General features: G+C 64.4%; 18 protein-coding genes. 11 read left to right on the top strand and 7 right to left on the bottom strand.

Annotated elements, in window-relative coordinates:
• Positions 1-78: 78 nt before the first annotated feature.
• From OEJ36_RS28325 to OEJ36_RS28305, 5 genes are all read right to left on the bottom strand, one after another.
• A complete protein-coding gene (locus OEJ36_RS28325) occupies positions 79-258 on the bottom strand; it encodes a DUF1289 domain-containing protein (RefSeq protein ID WP_263404342.1) in 180 nt (59 codons plus the stop codon).
• 22 nt (positions 259-280) lie between these two features.
• Positions 281-1096, bottom strand: a complete 816-nt coding sequence (scpB, locus tag OEJ36_RS28320; protein WP_263404341.1) for an SMC-Scp complex subunit ScpB — start codon at positions 1094-1096, stop codon at positions 281-283.
• Positions 1097-1855, bottom strand: coding sequence for a segregation and condensation protein A (locus OEJ36_RS28315; RefSeq protein WP_263404368.1), 759 nt, complete (start codon positions 1853-1855; stop codon positions 1097-1099).
• 62 nt (positions 1856-1917) lie between these two features.
• A complete protein-coding gene (locus tag OEJ36_RS28310; RefSeq protein ID WP_263404340.1) occupies positions 1918-2553 on the bottom strand; it encodes an L-threonylcarbamoyladenylate synthase in 636 nt (211 codons plus the stop codon).
• A gap of 13 nt (positions 2554-2566) precedes the next feature.
• Positions 2567-3430 carry a PHP domain-containing protein gene (locus tag OEJ36_RS28305; RefSeq protein ID WP_184490626.1) on the bottom strand — a complete coding sequence of 288 codons (864 nt, stop codon included), beginning with the start codon at positions 3428-3430 and terminating at the stop codon, positions 2567-2569.
• A gap of 66 nt (positions 3431-3496) precedes the next feature.
• Between OEJ36_RS28305 and OEJ36_RS28300 the strand changes: the two genes are divergently transcribed.
• The 6 genes from OEJ36_RS28300 (at position 3497) to OEJ36_RS28275 (ending at position 7551) form a co-directional block, all read left to right on the top strand.
• Positions 3497-4087 carry a septation protein A gene (locus tag OEJ36_RS28300; RefSeq protein ID WP_021221162.1) on the top strand — a complete coding sequence of 197 codons (591 nt, stop codon included), beginning with the start codon at positions 3497-3499 and terminating at the stop codon, positions 4085-4087.
• 8 nt (positions 4088-4095) lie between these two features.
• Positions 4096-4392 (top strand): YciI family protein, encoded by a 297-nt coding sequence (locus OEJ36_RS28295; RefSeq protein ID WP_021221161.1) that lies wholly within the window; start codon positions 4096-4098, stop codon positions 4390-4392.
• Between the two features lie 41 nt (positions 4393-4433).
• Positions 4434-4865, top strand: coding sequence for a hypothetical protein (locus OEJ36_RS28290; RefSeq protein WP_263404339.1), 432 nt, complete (start codon positions 4434-4436; stop codon positions 4863-4865).
• A 15-nt stretch (positions 4866-4880) separates the two neighbouring features.
• Positions 4881-5558 carry a response regulator transcription factor gene (locus OEJ36_RS28285; protein WP_263404338.1) on the top strand — a complete coding sequence of 226 codons (678 nt, stop codon included), beginning with the start codon at positions 4881-4883 and terminating at the stop codon, positions 5556-5558.
• A gap of 165 nt (positions 5559-5723) precedes the next feature.
• Entirely contained in the window at positions 5724-6149 is a 426-nt protein-coding gene (locus tag OEJ36_RS28280; protein ID WP_021221158.1) for a hypothetical protein, read from the top strand.
• A 79-nt stretch (positions 6150-6228) separates the two neighbouring features.
• Positions 6229-7551, top strand: a complete 1323-nt coding sequence (locus OEJ36_RS28275) for a sensor histidine kinase (RefSeq protein ID WP_263404337.1) — start codon at positions 6229-6231, stop codon at positions 7549-7551.
• 67 nt (positions 7552-7618) lie between these two features.
• Here the strand turns inward: OEJ36_RS28275 and OEJ36_RS28270 are convergent, their stop codons facing one another.
• Positions 7619-8176, bottom strand: a complete 558-nt coding sequence (locus OEJ36_RS28270; RefSeq protein WP_263404336.1) for a nitroreductase family protein — start codon at positions 8174-8176, stop codon at positions 7619-7621.
• A gap of 156 nt (positions 8177-8332) precedes the next feature.
• Between OEJ36_RS28270 and OEJ36_RS28265 the strand changes: the two genes are divergently transcribed.
• Positions 8333-9787 carry a TrkH family potassium uptake protein gene (locus OEJ36_RS28265; RefSeq protein ID WP_263404335.1) on the top strand — a complete coding sequence of 485 codons (1455 nt, stop codon included), beginning with the start codon at positions 8333-8335 and terminating at the stop codon, positions 9785-9787.
• A 140-nt stretch (positions 9788-9927) separates the two neighbouring features.
• On the opposite strand, the gene OEJ36_RS28260 is transcribed toward OEJ36_RS28265, so the two are convergent.
• Positions 9928-10929 carry an AraC family transcriptional regulator gene (locus tag OEJ36_RS28260; RefSeq protein WP_263404334.1) on the bottom strand — a complete coding sequence of 334 codons (1002 nt, stop codon included), beginning with the start codon at positions 10927-10929 and terminating at the stop codon, positions 9928-9930.
• Positions 10930-11735: 806 nt separating this feature from the next.
• Here OEJ36_RS28260 and OEJ36_RS28255 point away from each other — a divergent pair.
• The 4 genes from OEJ36_RS28255 (at position 11736) to OEJ36_RS28240 (ending at position 15653) form a co-directional block, all read left to right on the top strand.
• The gene (locus tag OEJ36_RS28255) at positions 11736-12827 is read left to right on the top strand and encodes an acyltransferase family protein (protein WP_263404333.1); all 1092 of its coding nucleotides are present in this window, start codon (positions 11736-11738) and stop codon (positions 12825-12827) included.
• Positions 12828-13163: 336 nt separating this feature from the next.
• Positions 13164-13481: an Mpo1-like protein gene (locus tag OEJ36_RS28250; RefSeq protein WP_021221151.1), complete on the top strand. Its 318-nt coding sequence runs from the start codon at positions 13164-13166 to the stop codon at positions 13479-13481.
• Between the two features lie 42 nt (positions 13482-13523).
• Positions 13524-14111: an HD domain-containing protein gene (locus tag OEJ36_RS28245; RefSeq protein ID WP_263404332.1), complete on the top strand. Its 588-nt coding sequence runs from the start codon at positions 13524-13526 to the stop codon at positions 14109-14111.
• 153 nt (positions 14112-14264) lie between these two features.
• Positions 14265-15653: an adenylate/guanylate cyclase domain-containing protein gene (locus OEJ36_RS28240; RefSeq protein ID WP_263404331.1), complete on the top strand. Its 1389-nt coding sequence runs from the start codon at positions 14265-14267 to the stop codon at positions 15651-15653.
• Positions 15654-15958: the final 305 nt, after the last annotated feature.

Genomic DNA, 15958 nt, shown 5'->3' with positions numbered 1-15958 from the left:
CCCGGTGTAGTCATTCAAAAAGGTCGCGCATCATACGCGGCGGGCGAACCTCAGGCTAGCTGAGCGCGCGCGGGGTCGTCAGTGTTTTCGCCGGCCGGTCGCGGCCAGGGCCAGCAGGCGCATATCGGCTTCGGCCAGCACCTCGCGGCGCGCCTGCTTGCCGAGCTTCTTCCAGCCCCTGATTTCGCTGCGGGTACGTCCGCAACCCCGGCAAACGTCGTCGGCAAACTGGCAAACCTTGATGCAGGGGTCCTTCATCGCAGCGCCTCGTCTTGTGGCCTCAGTGACGGGTCTCGTCAGGCGCCTCATCGAACAGCGCCTCGTCGCCCTCCTCCACCTCGGCGGGCTCCTCGCTCGCCGGTTGCTCGGCATCGGCGACGGGCAGGTCGTCGAAGTCGATCTTCAACCCCTGCTCCATGGTGTCCAGCTCCGCCAGCAAGGAGCGGAAGCTGGTTTCCTCGCGGGGCTCGGCGGGCTCTTCGCCCGCCAGGTCGGCGCGTGCCTGCAAGCCTTCGGGCACCGGCACGTCGACGTCATCGAGGGCCAGCACCGGCTCGGGCTCCAGCTCTCTGAGGGCGGCGAGCGGCGGCAGGTCATCGAGGTTCTTCAGGTTGAAATGGTCGAGGAAGCCCTTGGTGGTGGCGAACATCGCCGGGCGGCCGGGCACATCGCGGTAACCGACCACACGGATCCACTCGCGCTCGATCAGCGTCTTGACGATCTGGCTGTTCACCGCCACGCCACGGATGTCCTCGATCTCGCCCCGGGTTATCGGCTGGCGGTAGGCGATCAGCGCCAGGGTTTCCAGCATCGCGCGGGAATAACGCTGCGGGCGCTCCTCCCACAGGCGGCCGACCCAGGGCGCGAAGCGTTCACGCACCTGCAGGCGGTAACCGGATGCCACTTCCTTGAGTTCGAAGGCGCGCCCCTTGCAGGAGGTGGCCAGGATCGCCAGTGCGGCACGGATCTGCGCGAGCTCCGGCCGCTCGGCCTCCTCGAACAGCTCGGCGATGCGCTCCAGCGACAGCGGCTTGCCGGAAGCCAGCAGGTACGCCTCGAGCAGGGAGGCCAGCTCCTTGGGGTCGTTAAGGTTCATCTACTCGGCTCTTGCGCGGACGTGGATGGGTGCAAAGGCCTCATTCTGCACCAGTTCCACCAGTTGTTCCTTGATCAGCTCCAGCACTGCCATGAAGGTCACCACCACGCCCAATCGCCCTTCCTCGGCGGTGAACAGGCTGACGAACGGCAGGAAGGCCCCACCCTTGAGGCGCTCCAGCACTTCACTCATGCGCTCGCGGGTGGACAGCGCCTCGCGGGTCACCTGGTGGCTTTCGAACATGTCGGCGCGGCGCAGCACCTCGGCCATGGACAGCAGCAATTCTTCCAGGCTCACATCCGGCAGCAGCTTGCGGGCCCGGGCTTCGGGGGCATCCAGGCGCGGCACGGTGTTGTCGCGGCCGACCCGAGGCAGCATGTCGATACCCTCGGCGGCGGCCTTGTAGCGCTCGTACTCCTGCAGGCGGCGGATCAGCTCGGCGCGCGGGTCTTCTTCCTCGACCTCCGCCTCGCTGGAGCGCGGCAGCAGCATGCGCGACTTGATCTCGGCGAGCATGGCGGCCATCACCAGGTACTCGGCGGCCAGCTCGAGGCGCACCGACTTCATCAGCTCGACGTAGCCCATGTACTGGCGGGTGATCTCCGCCACGGGGATGTCGAGGATGTTGATGTTCTGCTTGCGGATCAGATAGAGCAGCAGGTCGAGCGGCCCCTCGAAGGCTTCGAGGAAGACTTCGAGGGCATCCGGCGGGATATAGAGGTCGATGGGCAGCTCGGTGACCGCCTGCCCGTAGACCAGGGCGAACGGCAGTTCCTGCTGGGCACCGGCCTGGCTGTCGACCTGGGGCGTAGCCTCTGCACTCACGCCTCGGCGTCCGTCAGGAAGGGCGTCGGGTCACCACAACCCGCGCGCACCAGGCGCGGCTCGCCTTCGGACAGGTCGACCACCGTGGACGCAGCCATACCGCCATAACCGCCATCGATGATCAGGTCCACCTGGTGCTCGAGGATCTGGCGCATTTCATAGGGGTCGCTCATCGGCAGGGCTTCACCGGGCAGGGTCAGGGTGGCGCTCATCAAGGGCGCGCCCAGCTCCTCCAGCAACGCCAGGGCGATGGGATGGTCCGGCACCCGCAGGCCGATGGTGCGGCGCTTGGGGTGCAGCAGCATGCGCGGCACCTCGCGGGTGGCGCTGAGGATGAAGGTGTAAGGCCCGGGCGTGTGGGCCTTGAGCAGGCGGAACGCAGCGGTGTCGACCTTGGCGAACAGCCCCAGCTCGGAAAGGTCGCGGCAGACCAGGGTGAAGTTGTGCTTGTCATCCAGGCGGCGCAAGCGGCGGATGCGTTCCACGCCGTTCTTCTCGCCGATGGCGCAGCCGACCGCATAGGAGGAGTCGGTCGGATAGACGATCACGCCCCCCGCCCTGACGATCTCCACCGCCTGCTTGATCAGCCGCGGCTGGGGATTCTCCGGGTGGACCTGGAAAAACTGACTCACGTTATCTCCCTGTTCAGCGTTCAGTTGGTCGTTGTGCATGTTGGAAACGCGCCGCCAGGGGCGGCAGGTCCTCCGGTATGGGTCGGTACACGCCCAGCTCCGACCAGTCCCCAGGTGCGTGGAAATCGCTGCCGGCACTCACCAGCAAGCCGAATTCGCGGGCGAGGATGGTCAACACGCCCACCTGCTCCGCAGGCTGCATACCGTTGACCACCTCTATGGCGTGGCCGCCGGCGGCGATGAAATCCGCCACCAGCTTGCGACGCTTGGTCTTAGTGAAGTCGTAATGGTAGGGATGCGCCAGGCTGATCCAGGCCCCGGCGGCACGCAGCGTACCCACCGCCTCGGCCAGGGGCGGCCAGTGCTGCTTGACGTCGCCGAGCTTGCCCGAGCCCAGCCATTTGCGGAAGGCCTCGGCGCGGTCGCGCACATGTTTCTCGCGCACCAGGAACTCGGCGAAATGCGGGCGTGCCGGCGCGTTGCCGCTGTCACCCAGTTCGCGCTGGATCGCCCGCGCACCTTCCAGCGCCCCGGGCATGCCCTTGGCGGCCAGGCGCCGGTCGATCTCCTCGGCACGCGACCAGCGGCCCTGGTGCAAGTCGGCGATGGCCTGGCGCAGCTCTGGCGCGTCCTGACGGAAGGCATAACCGAGCACGTGAATCGTGGCGCCGCCCCAGGTGCAGGACAGCTCCACGCCGTTTATCAGTTCGATGTCCAGGTCGGCGGCGGCGCTGCGCGCTTCCTCCAGCCCTTCGAGGGTGTCGTGGTCGGTCAGCGCCAGCACCCGCACGCCCTTTTCATGGGCGCGCGCCACCAGTACGGCGGGCGCCAGGGCGCCGTCGGAGGCCGTGCTGTGACAGTGCAGATCAATGTGCATGGCGTGCGCTTTCGCTACGAGAATGGTTTGTTATTATGCCGCCACATCCCGCTTCTGGCTGCCGCCGTGAAACAATTCATCGACTTCATCCCGCTCATCCTCTTCTTCATCGTTTACAAGCTCGAGCCACGCGCCATCGAATTCGCCGGGCACAGCGTCATGCTGGGCGGCATCTTCAGCGCCACCGCCGTGCTGATCGCCGCCTCGGTGGTGGTCTACGGTGCGATCTTCGTCACCCAGCGCCGCCTGGAAAAAGGCCAGTGGCTGACCCTGGCCGCCTGCCTGGTGTTCGGCGGCCTGACCCTGGCCTTCCACAGCGAAACCTTCCTCAAATGGAAGGCGCCGGTGGTCAACTGGCTGTTCGCCCTGGGCTTCGCCGCCAGCCACTTCATCGGCGACAAGCCGTTGATCCAGCGCGTCATGGGCCACGCCGTTGCGCTGCCCCAGGCCATCTGGGTGCGCCTCAACCTGGCCTGGATCGTCTTCTTCCTGTTCTGTGGCTTCGCCAACCTTTATGTCGCCTTCACCTATCAAGAGTTCTGGGTCGACTTCAAAGTCTTCGGCAGTCTGGGCCTGACCCTGCTATTCCTCATCGGCCAGGGCATCTTCCTGGCGCGCCACATGCACGACCCCGAATCCGAAAAACCTCAAGAATAAGGACTGTCATGCTCTACGCGATCATCTCCACCGATGTTGCCGATTCCCTGGAAAAGCGCGTGGCCAACCGCCCCGCGCACCTCGTCCGCCTGGAGCAGTTGAAAGCCGAAGGCCGCCTGGTACTGGCCGGCCCGCACCCAGCCGTGGACAGCAACGACCCGGGCAGCGCCGGCTTCACCGGCAGCCTGGTCGTCGCCGAGTTCGAGTCCCTGGTCGCCGCCCAGTCCTGGGCCGACGCCGACCCCTTCCGCACCTCGGGCGTCTACGCCAACGTGACCGTAAAACCCTTCAAGCAGGTCTTCTGACAGCAGCACGCAGAATCCATTCGTAGGAAACAGGAGTTCCGATGCGCCACGCCTCGCTGTCCCTGCTGTTCGCCCTGTCCTTGACCGCCGCGCTGGCCCAGGCCGAAGAGGCCCTGCCAACGGTGGCCCCCAGCGTGGCGGTGGAGCCACGCCCGGTGGAAAACGTCGCTGCCCAGGAGCTCACCGCCCTGCAACAGCGCCTGGCGGAAAGCGAGCGCCAGCGCAACGAGCTGGCCGCGCAACTGGCCAACGGCACCACGGCCGAACGCGACACCGCCTTGCTGGCGCGCCTGCGCCAGGAAAACCAGCGCCTCAAGCTGCAACTCAAGGAGGCCCAGGCGGATCGCTCGCCGCGCCTGGTCAGCGATGACCAGATGTGGTTCGCCATCGGCGGCGGCGTCGCCCTGCTGTCGCTGCTGATCGGCCTGTTCGCCCGCGGCGGACGACGCCAGCCCCGCCCGTGGATCAACTGATGCGAAACGACGGCCATGAGTGAACTGCTGCTGATCGACGACGACCAGGAACTCTGCGAGCTGCTCAACAGCTGGCTGAGCCAGGAAGGCTTCAGCGTGCGCGCCTGCCACGACGGCGTCAGTGCCCGCGCCGCCCTCGCGGCCCATGCACCGGCGGTCGTCGTGCTCGATGTGATGCTGCCCGACGGCAGCGGCCTGGAACTGCTCAAGCAATTGCGTAGCGACCACCCCGAGCTGCCGGTGCTGATGCTCTCGGCACGGGGCGAGCCGCTGGACCGCATCCTCGGCCTGGAACTGGGCGCCGACGACTACCTGGCCAAGCCCTGCGACCCGCGCGAACTCACCGCCCGCCTGCGCGCCGTGCTGCGCCGCACCCAGCCGCCGGCGCAATCCAGCCAACTGGAGCTGGGCGACCTCTGCTACAGCCCGGTGCGTGGCGTGGTCAACGTCGGCGATCACGAAATCAGCCTCACCGTCTCCGAAGGCCGCCTGCTGGAAGCCCTGCTGCGCCAGCCCGGCGAGCCGCTGGACAAACAGGAGCTCGCGCAACTGGCCCTGGGCCGCAAGCTCACCCTCTACGACCGCAGCCTCGACATGCACGTCAGCAACCTGCGCAAGAAGCTCGGCCCGCACGCCGACGGCCGCCCACGCATCGTCGCCCTGCGCAGCCGCGGCTACTACTACAGCGCCTGACACGCCTCGCCCGGCGCCGCGTCGCAGAGCGCCCCGGGCCTTTCGTAACAGTTCCCTGAGCATCTCTTTACCCAAGCTTTACCCTGGCCTGACCGCCCTTGACCTTGCCCTCCCTAGACTGAGCACATCCGGCAACCAGCCGGTTCAGAGACAAGGAGATAGACCATGCGCAAGACAATCGCCGCCCTGCTTCTCGCAGCCGCTCTGCCCACCGTCGCCATGGCCATGCCCGAAGGTGGCCCCGGCCCGGAACGCGGCTTCGGCGGCCCCGGTCACGGCGGCCCCGGCCTGTTCAAGGAACTGGACCTCAGCCGCGACCAGCGCCACCAGGTTGGCAAGCTGATGGGCGAGTCCATGAAGAACCGCCACGACATCACCCAGAAGTACCTGGACAAGCTGCCCGCCGCCGACAAGAAGGCCATGCAGGACGAGCTGAAGGCCAGCGAAGAGAAGAACCGCGCCGACATCCGCGCGCTGCTCACCCCCGAGCAGCAGAAGGAATTCGACGCGCAGCAGAAGAAGATGGAAGAGCGTCGCGCCGAGCGTGCCGAGTTCGAAGCCTGGAAAGCCCAGCGCGCCAAGGCCCAATGACCGCGGCGGCCTGACCGCCAGCCCTACCGCCCATCAGGCCCCCGCCTGATGGGCTTTGCCGTTTCCGGAGGAGCATCGCGTGCGTTCACTGTTCTGGCGGATCCTCGCCGCCTTCTGGCTCGCCCTGGCGCTGGTCGCCGGCCTCGCCATGCTGCTGGGCCGCGCGCTCAACCAGGACGCCTGGATCCTCAGCCGCCACCCCGCCCTGCAAGGCCTGGCGGAAACCCTGGTGCAGCGCTACGAGGTCGGCGGCCCGGACGAGGTGCAGCGTGTGCTCGAGCAGTTCAAGCGCCGCGCCCGTATCGACGTGCAGATCCTCAACGACAGCGGCCAGCCCGTGGTGCGTGGCACCTTCCCGCCCCGTGCCGCCGCCTTCGAGGCCCGCCAGCACGATGAGCGCCTGCCCTGGCGCCGCCTCACCGAGGAATACACCAGCACCCGCAGCGGCGACTCCTACCTGCTCATCTACCGCATCCCCTACCCCGAGCTGGAAGCCTGGCACCGCGGCAGCCTGCTCTGGCCCTTCAGCGCCCTGGGAATCGCCCTGGTGGTGCTGACCCTGTTCAGCCTGGCGCTGACCCTCTACATCACCCGTCCGCTGAACCGCCTGCGCCGTGCGGTGCACGACCTCGGCCAGACGGCCTACCAGCAGGACAGCCTGGCGCGCCTGTCCCGGCGCCGCGACGAGCTGGGCGTGCTGGCCGGCGACTTCAACCGCATGGGCCAGCGCCTGCAGGGGCTGATCGGCAGCCAGCGCCAGCTGCTACGGGACGTCTCCCACGAACTGCGCTCGCCCCTGGCACGTCTGCGCATTGCCCTCGCCCTGGCCGAGCGCGCCGGCCCGGAACAACGCGAAGCCCTGTGGCCGCGCCTGAGCCAGGAATGCGATCGCCTGGAAGCGCTGATCAGCGAAATCCTCGCCCTCGCCCGCCTCGACGCCGAGCCCGGCGCCACCCGCCCGATCGCGGTGCGGCCGCTTCTGGTAAGCCTGGCCGATGACGCGCGCCTGCTGCACCCGGATCAGCGCATCGAGATCCGCTGCCCCGCCGAGCTGCGCCTGGACGGCTGGCCGGACATGCTCGAACGAGCCCTCGACAACCTGCTGCGCAATGCCCTGCGCTTCAACCCGGTCGAACAACCGGTGGAAATAGACGCCAGCCAAGCCGACGGCCTGCTGCGCATGCAGGTGCGTGATCACGGACCCGGCGTGCAGCCCGAACACCTGGCCCAGCTCGGTGAGCCCTTCTACCGGGCCCCGGGCCAGGCAGCTCCCGGGCATGGCCTGGGCCTGGCCATCGCCCGTCGCGCCGTGGAGCGCCACGGCGGCACCCTGGCGCTGGCCAACCACCCCGGTGGCGGCTTCGTCGCCAGCATCGAACTGCCGCTGCGGCCGCTGAACTGAGCTGCCCTCCAGGCAATAAAAAACCCGGCGCAGGCAACCTGCGCCGGGCTCATGGAGCCGCTGTCGATCAGCCCCAGGCTTTGACGAAATCAGCGGGCGCCAGCTCCGGCGGGCCACGACGCTCGCCGTCGACACTGCCCAGGTAAAGGAAACCCACCACCTGCTCGTTGTCCGCCAGACCCAGGCCACGGGCGACATGGCGGTCGTAGCTCAGCTCGCCGGTACGCCAGATGGCGCCCAGCCCCTGGGCATGGGCGGCCAGGAGAATACCGTGGGCAGCACAGGCAGCCGACAGCACCTGTTCGCTTTCCGGCACCTTGTGTCCGGCGGTCAGGCTGGCAATCACCACCACCAGCAGGGGCGCACGCAGCGGCATGCCGAGGGCCTTGTTCACCGCCGCCTCGGGGGCTTGCGGGTCCTTGGCCTTCACCGCTTCGGCCAACAGCTCGCCCAGCCGGTTACGGGCCTCGCCCTCGATGGTAAGAAAGCGCCAGGGCCGCAGGTAGCCGTGATCCGGTGCACGCAGGGCGGCGCGGAACAGCACCTCGCGTTGCGCCGCATCGGGCGCCGGCTCCACCAGGCGGGACAGGGATACGCGGTTGAGCAGAGCGTCGAGAGCCTCCATCGGGCCACCTCCAGATTCGAGTGAAGCGGCATTCTAGCCGAAGTTGCGAAGCATTCCCGTCAACACACCTCACGCCAACCGGCAATTCCGCGCGGCGGATGGACAGGGCCCACGGCCCAGCTAGAATGGCGCCCTTCACCCCTTCGAGCTCGACCCATGGCATTGCCGACCCTGCGCATCATCGGTTTCATCATCGGCATATTCCTCATCACCCTGGCCGTGAGCATGGCCATCCCCGTGCTGACGCTGTTCATCTTCGAACGCACCCAGGACATCCACTCCTTCGTCTGGTCGAGCCTGATCACCTTCCTCGCCGGCCTGGCCCTGGTCATCCCCGGGCGCCCGGAGCATGTGCACCTGCGTCCGCGGGACATGTACCTGCTCACCGTTTCCAGCTGGGTGGTGGTGGCGATCTTCGCCGCGCTGCCCTTCCTCTTCACCCAGCACATCAGCTACACCGATGCGTTCTTCGAGAGCATGTCGGGCGTCACCGCCACCGGCGCCACCGTGCTCAGCGGGCTGGACAGCATGTCCCCCGGCATCCTCATCTGGCGCTCGCTGCTGCACTGGCTGGGGGGCATCGGCTTCATCGGCATGGCGGTAGCCATCCTGCCGCTGCTGCGCATCGGCGGCATGCGCCTGTTCCAGACCGAATCCTCCGACCGCTCCGATAAGGTCATGCCGCGCTCGCACATGGTGGCCAAGTACATCGTCCTGGTTTACGTCGGCTTCACCCTGCTTGGCACCCTGGGCTTCTGGGTCGCCGGCATGAGCCCCTTCGACGCGGTCAACCACGCCATGTCGGCCATCTCCACCGGCGGTTTCTCCACCTCCGACCAGTCCCTGGCCAAGTGGCCGCAGCCGGCGGTGCACTGGGTGGCGGTGGTGGTGATGATCCTCGGCAGCCTGCCCTTCGCCCTCTACGTCTCCACCCTGCGTGGCCACCGCAAGGCGCTGCTCAAGGACCACCAGGTGCGCGGCTTCCTCGGCCTGCTGCTGGTCACCTGGCTGGTGCTCGGCACCTGGTACTGGGCGACCACCAACCTGCACTGGCTCGACGCCCTGCGCCACGTGGCGGTGAACACCACCTCGATCCTCACCACCACCGGCTTCGCCTTGGGCGACTACAGCCTGTGGGGCAACTTCTCGCTGATGCTGTTCTTCTACCTGGGCTTCATCGGCGGCTGCTCGGGCTCCACCGCCGGCGGCATCAAGATCTTCCGCTTCCAGGTCGCCTACATCCTACTCAAGGCCAACCTCTATCAGCTGATCCACCCGCGCGCGGTGATCAAGCAAAAGTACAACGGCCACCGCCTGGACGAAGAGATCGTCCGCTCGATCCTCACCTTCTCCTTCTTCTTCACCATCACCATCTGCGTCATGGCCCTGGGCCTCTCGCTGATGGGGGTGGACTGGATCACCGCGCTGACCGGCGCCGCCAGCACCGTCTCCGGTGTCGGCCCCGGCCTGGGCGAGGTGATCGGGCCGGCGGGCAACTTCTCCAGCCTGCCCAACGGCGCCAAGTGGCTGCTCTCCCTCGGCATGCTGCTGGGCCGCCTGGAGATCATCACCGTGCTGGTGATCTGCACGCCGTATTTCTGGAGGCACTGAGGCTCCCGCATGCGCTGAGAACCGGCTCCTGCTTTTCAGGTGGAGATCGGGGGCCGGCGGATGCGAGGCGGCGCGGGCGCCGCTGGGCGACTGAAGTCGCCCCTACAGTCCTCTATACCCCGACACACCCCGAAAGGTGATTACAGGCGCGCGCGATACTCGCCCGGCGTGGCGTCGAACCAGCGGCGGAAAGCGCGGAAGAAGTTGCTCGGGTCGGCAAAGCCCAGCAGGTAGGCGATTTCCAGCAGGGTCAGGTTGGGCTGGGCCAGGTACTGCCCGGCCAGTTCGCGGCGGGTGTCGTCCAGCAGTTGCTGGAAGCTGGTGCCCTCTTCCTGCAAGCGACGCTGCAGGGTGCGCTGGGACAGGTGCAAGGTGCTGGCCACCACTTCCCGCTTGGGTTCGCCCTGAGGCAACAGACGGCACAGCACCTGGCGCGCCTGGTGGGTCACCCGGCTGCCGGAGAAACGTGCCAGGTACTCACCGGCGAAGCGATCGTGCAACTGCGCCAGGGACTCGTTGGCCGTGGGCAGCGGCGTCTCCATGTCGGCACGATCGAACAGCAGCGCATAGTGCTCCGAGTTGAACCGCAGCGGCGCCTGGAACACCTGGCGATAGGGCTCCATGTCCACAGGCGGCGGGCCCTGGAAGCGAATCTCCAACGGGTTGATCGGCCGCCCGGTCATCCAGCGGCAGAAGGCCAGGGAATAGGCCATGGACGCCTCGGCGCTCTGCCGTGCCGGCGGCAACCGGTCGCCGTGGATCGCCAGGATCAGCGCATAGCCTTCCGGCGTGGCGCGAAAGCTCAGGTCCGCGCCTTCGGCGATGATCCGCTGGTAGCGCACCAGGCGGGCGAAGCCCTCCTTCAGGGTGCGGCTGGACATCAGCGCATACCCCACCACATGGAAAGATGCCGGCCTCACCACCTTGGCCATGTTCAAGCCGATGGCCGGGTTGCCCGACAGCTCCACCGCGCGCAGCCACAGACGGGTCATGCCGTCCTGAGGAAAACGGGCATCAGGGTCATTCAGTGCGGCGTAGTCGAGGCCCAGCTCGGGAAACAGGTTGCGGCAGTCGACGCCGCCCATTTCCAGCGCCTGGACAATCCCCAGGGCCCAGCTCGATGACGTGGTACGTTCGCTCATGGCGCCTTCTTGTTCTGTCAGACACGGAGACCGCAGGACACGGCCTGGCGACGAAGGATACTAACCCAAGAGGGTGAATGTAAGGCTCAGTATCTATGCGGCTTTCAGCGATATCACTTTGCTGAAATCGAGATATAAATGGGCTGAATCGAGCTGGTTATGCCAGATCAATAACAGGCTGTATCAGGCTCTTTCCCCTCAGCGGTAGCGCATCTATGGCACAAACTTGCCTGCCATGACCCAGCCCGGAACCTCAAAGCGAGCAACAGTCCTCGCTGCCGATTTGGCCTACGGCTGACGTGGAATATCAAGTGAGGTCTAAGCACCGTAGTTATCGACTCCAAGAAGAATGCAATGAAACCGACCATAATCCTCCGTGCGCCAGAACTTTTCGTCACCCTCTACTCTCGGCGCCAATCAACTTCTGATATCGAGGAACTGAATTCGACGCCACCGCTTTCACCACATTGCCTGCCGTCTTGAATCGACGTGGCCTTATCTCGGACGTACTCGAGGTCTTGCTGTTTGAGCCGGAAGCTTTGCGCCGTACCTTGCTCGTGTCGACAAGCAGCAGAGGCGTCGGTATTGAGCGGAACGAATGTGCTATCCAGCCTATCTGGAGCGCGGCCCACGCCGGTTGATGACGATGTAACCTGCTCCGGCCGAGGCTCGGCTTTGGCATCTATGCCGTAGGCAGATGGTGATCTCTGGCTTTAGAGCCGGTATGATTGTATCTACCTCGATACACTCAAAAACTCCCGGATCGCAGGGTAATCACTGATGCCCTAGCCAGAGGATGGCCCGTAATGCTGAACAGATTCACTTCTGATTATCTTCTGCTCCTTAGAGTTATTGCTTCGCATGTGGTCGTAGCTGGCCATGCCGCTTCCTATTTCGGAATCATGAGCTTTAGCCAGTGGCCAAATTCACCATACTTTCAGTCATCGGCAGTGATTGTTTTTTTCTTTCTGTCAGGATTCACTATTGCATGGCTTTGTGATTGCCGGCGCAAAGATTCAGGATACAGCTATCAAAATTTTCTTTTTGATAGAGCGTGCAGAATATTTATTCCGCTTATTCCCGTTCTAATTCTCTACGCCGTACTTGAATACTTTTTTTACCGTTCCATCAGGCACCCCTATCCATATAGCTACAACCTGGAAACATTTATTGCCAATGTATTCCTTCTGCTCCCTCAGCCCTTTTCAAACGCACCATTTGGAACAAACCGCCCTCTCTGGTCGGTAGCACAGGAATGGTGGCTGTATATTTTCTACGGCCTGCTGGCCTTGTCCATCAGCAAAACCCACCGCTATGTAAAATGGGGCCTGTTAGGTTTATTCTGCCTCTCAATTTCTTTCACTGTGCTCGACATCGCTGGCAGGGGGAAAGACTTAGGAATTATCTGGTTCATAGGCGCCGGAACCTGGTTGTTGACTAAAAATACAGTTTCAAAAAAAATCCCAAGCTACGCGCTTGCCGGCGCCGCCACTCTAACAACTCTCTTAATATTCGTTCATTCACTCTGGCCAGAGGATGGAACATATTCTGTCGCCTGGAACCTGACAATCACAGCCCCGCTCGTATTTACCACGCTACTTGCAAGCAGGCTTAAAACCACCCTGATACCCAAGGTGGCAACAGGCACTATCGAGTACATGAGCCAGTACTCTTACACTCTATACCTGTCTCATTATCCACTGATGGAGTTCATATACAGGACAGGCTACTTCAAGGACTCACCATGGCTAGGCTTCTTTGCGGTTACCTTGGGCAGCCTCGTACTGGCCCTATCTCTGGCCTCCGTGTTTGAGTTTCGATACAAACAGTATCGGAATTTCCTTTGGACTAGGATTGCTGGCTTCACCCGTAGTCCTGTGACAACCGAATCCAGGTGAGCCTGATGCCTTTATGGGCACATCAACCGAGCGGCGATCACCTTCTGTTCGTAGCTAGCCCGCTGCCGGCGCTCGGCCAGCAGCGCCGTGATAATCCCCTTCAGCGAGTCGCCCGGACAGCGTAGAAAACCTCCAAGGCGGCACGGCTACTCCCAGTACGGTGTAGCTAAGCGACAGAGGATCCATGAGAGAAGGCAGCGCATTTTCGGGGGAATTACCACAGCGCTGTCGGCACTCCGGGCCGGCGCGCCGGGATACTAAACTGGCACCTAATGTCACTGGTCTGGAAAGGCTCCGGTCCTACACTCTCTCCCAACAAGAAAGAGGAGATATCCCATGAGCACCGTGCCCGCCGAGCGTTTCAACAGCTTCGCCGAGTTCTACCCCTATTACCTCCAGGAACACAGCAACGATGTGTGCCGCCGCCTGCACTACGTCGGCAGCCTGCTGGTCCTGAGCATCCTCGCCTACGCCATCGTCACCCAGCAGTGGCTGTGGCTGCTGGCCCTGCCGGTGGCCGGCTACGGTTTCGCCTGGGTCGGCCATTTCGTGTTCGAGAAGAACCGCCCCGCCACCTTCAAGTACCCGCTCTACAGCCTGATGGGCGACTGGGTGATGCTGAAGGACGCCTTCACCGGTCGCATCCGCTTCTGAGGAAGCGGCAGGCCCCGAAAACAACAACAAGAGAGGCCCCTGATGAACGCCCACGCCCGCTTTACCCATATGGAAGACGGCACCGCCGAGGACTGGGGCATCATCGCCCAGGACTTCGCCCGCTACGCCGCCCAGTTGCCCGATCGCATCCTCACCCACCTCAAGCTGCTGGACGGTGATTTCGGCGGCTTCCCGGTGGACCGCCTGACCCATTCGCTGCAGACCGCCACCCTGGCCCACCGCGACGGCAAGGACGAGGAGTACGTGATCTGCGCGCTGCTCCATGACATCGGCGACACCCTCGGCTCGTTCAACCACGCCGATATCGCCGCCGCCATGCTCAAGCCCTTCGTCAGCCCCGAGAACCACTGGATGGTGGAGAAGCACGCGATCTTCCAGGGCTATTACTTCTTCCACCACCTGGGCCTGGATCGCCACCTGCGCGAGCAGTTCAAGGACCACCCGCAGTACCGCCAGACCATCGAGTTCTGCGCGCGCTACGACGCCGCCGCCTTCGACCCGGAAGCCGAGTACCTGCCCCTGGACTACTTCGAGCCGATGCTGCGCCGGGTCTTCGCCCAGCCCAAGCAATCCATCTACAAGGCCGCGATGGAACGCAACGCGGGCTGACCGTCCATTCCGTCCCACCGTTCGGCGGCCACGCTTGGCCGCCGTAGTGGCACTTGGTTATGATCCCGCACCCGCCAGGCATTGGCTCAGGTCTTGCAGACCATCGGACGCCCGTACAACGCGTCAGAAAAACATCAGGGATCGTTCGTTTACATGAAGTCAGCCAATCTAGACCGGCTCAGCAGTCTTCCGACCCCGCCGCTCCGCGAGTATTACTCCCGCGTACTGGCCTATATCGCCACCGCCGCCAGTATCGCCGCCGGCACCTACACCCAGTACTTCGGCTTCGATGTGCTGTGGATCGTCCCCTACGCCCTGCTCTACCCGCACCTGGCCCATCACCTGAGCCTGCGCTTCAAGCGCGACCACCCCGAGCGCACCCACCTGATCCTGCTGTTCATCGACGCTCTGCACGCCGGCGCCGGTGCGGCACTGCTCGGCTTCTCGGTGGTGCCGAGCCTGATGTTCCTGCTCACCCTGTCGTTCAGCGCGCTGATCATCGGCGGCCTGCGCCAGCTGGGCCTGGCCATCCTCGTCGCCGCCAGCGCCACGGTGCTGACCACGGTGATCGCCCACCCCGACCTCAAGCTCGGCACGCCGGCCCTGGTGTCCTTCGTCAGCATCTGCTTCACCACGCTCTACGTCTGCATCACCGCCTTCTTCGTGCACCAGCAGGGCCTGCGCCTGGCGCTGGCGCGCAGTGAGATCAAGCTGGAGCAGGAAAAGGCCGCGCGCCTGGCCCGCAACCTCGCCAAGTACCTGTCGCCCCAGGTCTGGGAAATGATCTTCAGCGGCAAGCGCCACGTGCGCCTGGAAACCCAGCGCAAGAAGCTCACCGTGTTCTTCTCCGACATCAAGGGCTTCACCGAGCTCTCCGAGGAACTGGAAGCCGAGGCGCTCACCGACCTGCTCAACAACTACCTCAACGAAATGTCGAAGATCGCCCTCAAGTACGGCGGCACCATCGACAAGTTCGTCGGCGACTGCGTGATGGTGTTCTTCGGCGACCCCTCCACCCAGGGCGCCAAGAAGGACGCCGTGGCCGCCGTCTCCATGGCCATCGCCATGCGCAAGCACATGAAGGTGCTGCGCCAGCAGTGGCGCGCCCAGGGCATCACCAAGCCCCTGGAAATCCGCATGGGCCTGAACACCGGCTACTGCACCGTGGGCAACTTCGGCGCCGATACGCGCATGGACTACACCATCATCGGCCGCGATGTGAACCTCGCCAGCCGCCTGGAAAGCGCCTCCGAAGCCGGCGAGATCCTCATCTCCCACGAGACCTACTCGCTGATCAAGGACGTGATCATGTGCCGCGACAAGGGCCAGATCACCGTCAAGGGCTTCGCCCGCCCGGTGCAGATCTACCAGGTGGTGGACTTCCGCCGCGACCTGGGCGCCACCTCCAGCTACGTCGAGCACGAGCTGCCGGGCTTCTCCATGTACCTGGATACCAACGGCATCCAGAACTACGACAAGGAAAAGGTCATCCAGGCCCTGCACCTGGCTGCCGAGAAACTGCGCGACAAAGTCATTCTCTGACCTAATGGGTCACAAGAAGGCCGCCCTTGGGCGGCCTTTTTCATGGGCGCGATGCAGGCGTCATACGCCGCAAGGACGTTTTTTCACGTACGTCCATGGCACCCTCCGTAGGAGCGAGCTCTGCTCGCGAAGCTCTACGTCGGCTGGCGCGGTTTCAGCCGCAAGCGGCGCACAGCGCCGCCCCGTGGGAGCGAATCCATCGGCTCTGTCTGCGTTAAGTGTTGCTAGAAGATTTGGACCCAGCTGATTTCCGAGTTTTGTTGGTGCTTCTGGTTTCGCCCACCCGGGCGAGTCCCTTTTCCAGT

The organism is Pseudomonas sp. PDM13, assembly GCF_025685765.1.
GTDB classification, from domain to species: Bacteria; Pseudomonadota; Gammaproteobacteria; order Pseudomonadales; family Pseudomonadaceae; genus Metapseudomonas; species Metapseudomonas solani.
This window is presented reverse-complemented; position numbering and strand designations above follow the sequence as displayed.

Excerpts from the sequence above, each read along its gene's own strand:
- OEJ36_RS28325 (WP_263404342.1), bottom strand. The coding sequence starts at position 258 with ATGAAGGACCCCTGCATCAAGGTTTGCCAGTTTGCCGACGACGTTTGC.
- scpB (WP_263404341.1), bottom strand. The coding sequence starts at position 1,096 with ATGAACCTTAACGACCCCAAGGAGCTGGCCTCCCTGCTCGAGGCGTAC.
- OEJ36_RS28305 (WP_184490626.1), bottom strand. The coding sequence starts at position 3,430 with ATGCACATTGATCTGCACTGTCACAGCACGGCCTCCGACGGCGCCCTG.
- OEJ36_RS28295 (WP_021221161.1), top strand. The coding sequence starts at position 4,096 with ATGCTCTACGCGATCATCTCCACCGATGTTGCCGATTCCCTGGAAAAG.
- OEJ36_RS28290 (WP_263404339.1), top strand. The coding sequence starts at position 4,434 with ATGCGCCACGCCTCGCTGTCCCTGCTGTTCGCCCTGTCCTTGACCGCC.
- OEJ36_RS28285 (WP_263404338.1), top strand. The coding sequence starts at position 4,881 with ATGAGTGAACTGCTGCTGATCGACGACGACCAGGAACTCTGCGAGCTG.
- OEJ36_RS28280 (WP_021221158.1), top strand. The coding sequence starts at position 5,724 with ATGCGCAAGACAATCGCCGCCCTGCTTCTCGCAGCCGCTCTGCCCACC.
- OEJ36_RS28270 (WP_263404336.1), bottom strand. The coding sequence starts at position 8,176 with ATGGAGGCTCTCGACGCTCTGCTCAACCGCGTATCCCTGTCCCGCCTG.
- OEJ36_RS28265 (WP_263404335.1), top strand. The coding sequence starts at position 8,333 with ATGGCATTGCCGACCCTGCGCATCATCGGTTTCATCATCGGCATATTC.
- OEJ36_RS28260 (WP_263404334.1), bottom strand. The coding sequence starts at position 10,929 with ATGAGCGAACGTACCACGTCATCGAGCTGGGCCCTGGGGATTGTCCAG.
- OEJ36_RS28255 (WP_263404333.1), top strand. The coding sequence starts at position 11,736 with ATGCTGAACAGATTCACTTCTGATTATCTTCTGCTCCTTAGAGTTATT.
- OEJ36_RS28250 (WP_021221151.1), top strand. The coding sequence starts at position 13,164 with ATGAGCACCGTGCCCGCCGAGCGTTTCAACAGCTTCGCCGAGTTCTAC.
- OEJ36_RS28245 (WP_263404332.1), top strand. The coding sequence starts at position 13,524 with ATGAACGCCCACGCCCGCTTTACCCATATGGAAGACGGCACCGCCGAG.
- OEJ36_RS28240 (WP_263404331.1), top strand. The coding sequence starts at position 14,265 with ATGAAGTCAGCCAATCTAGACCGGCTCAGCAGTCTTCCGACCCCGCCG.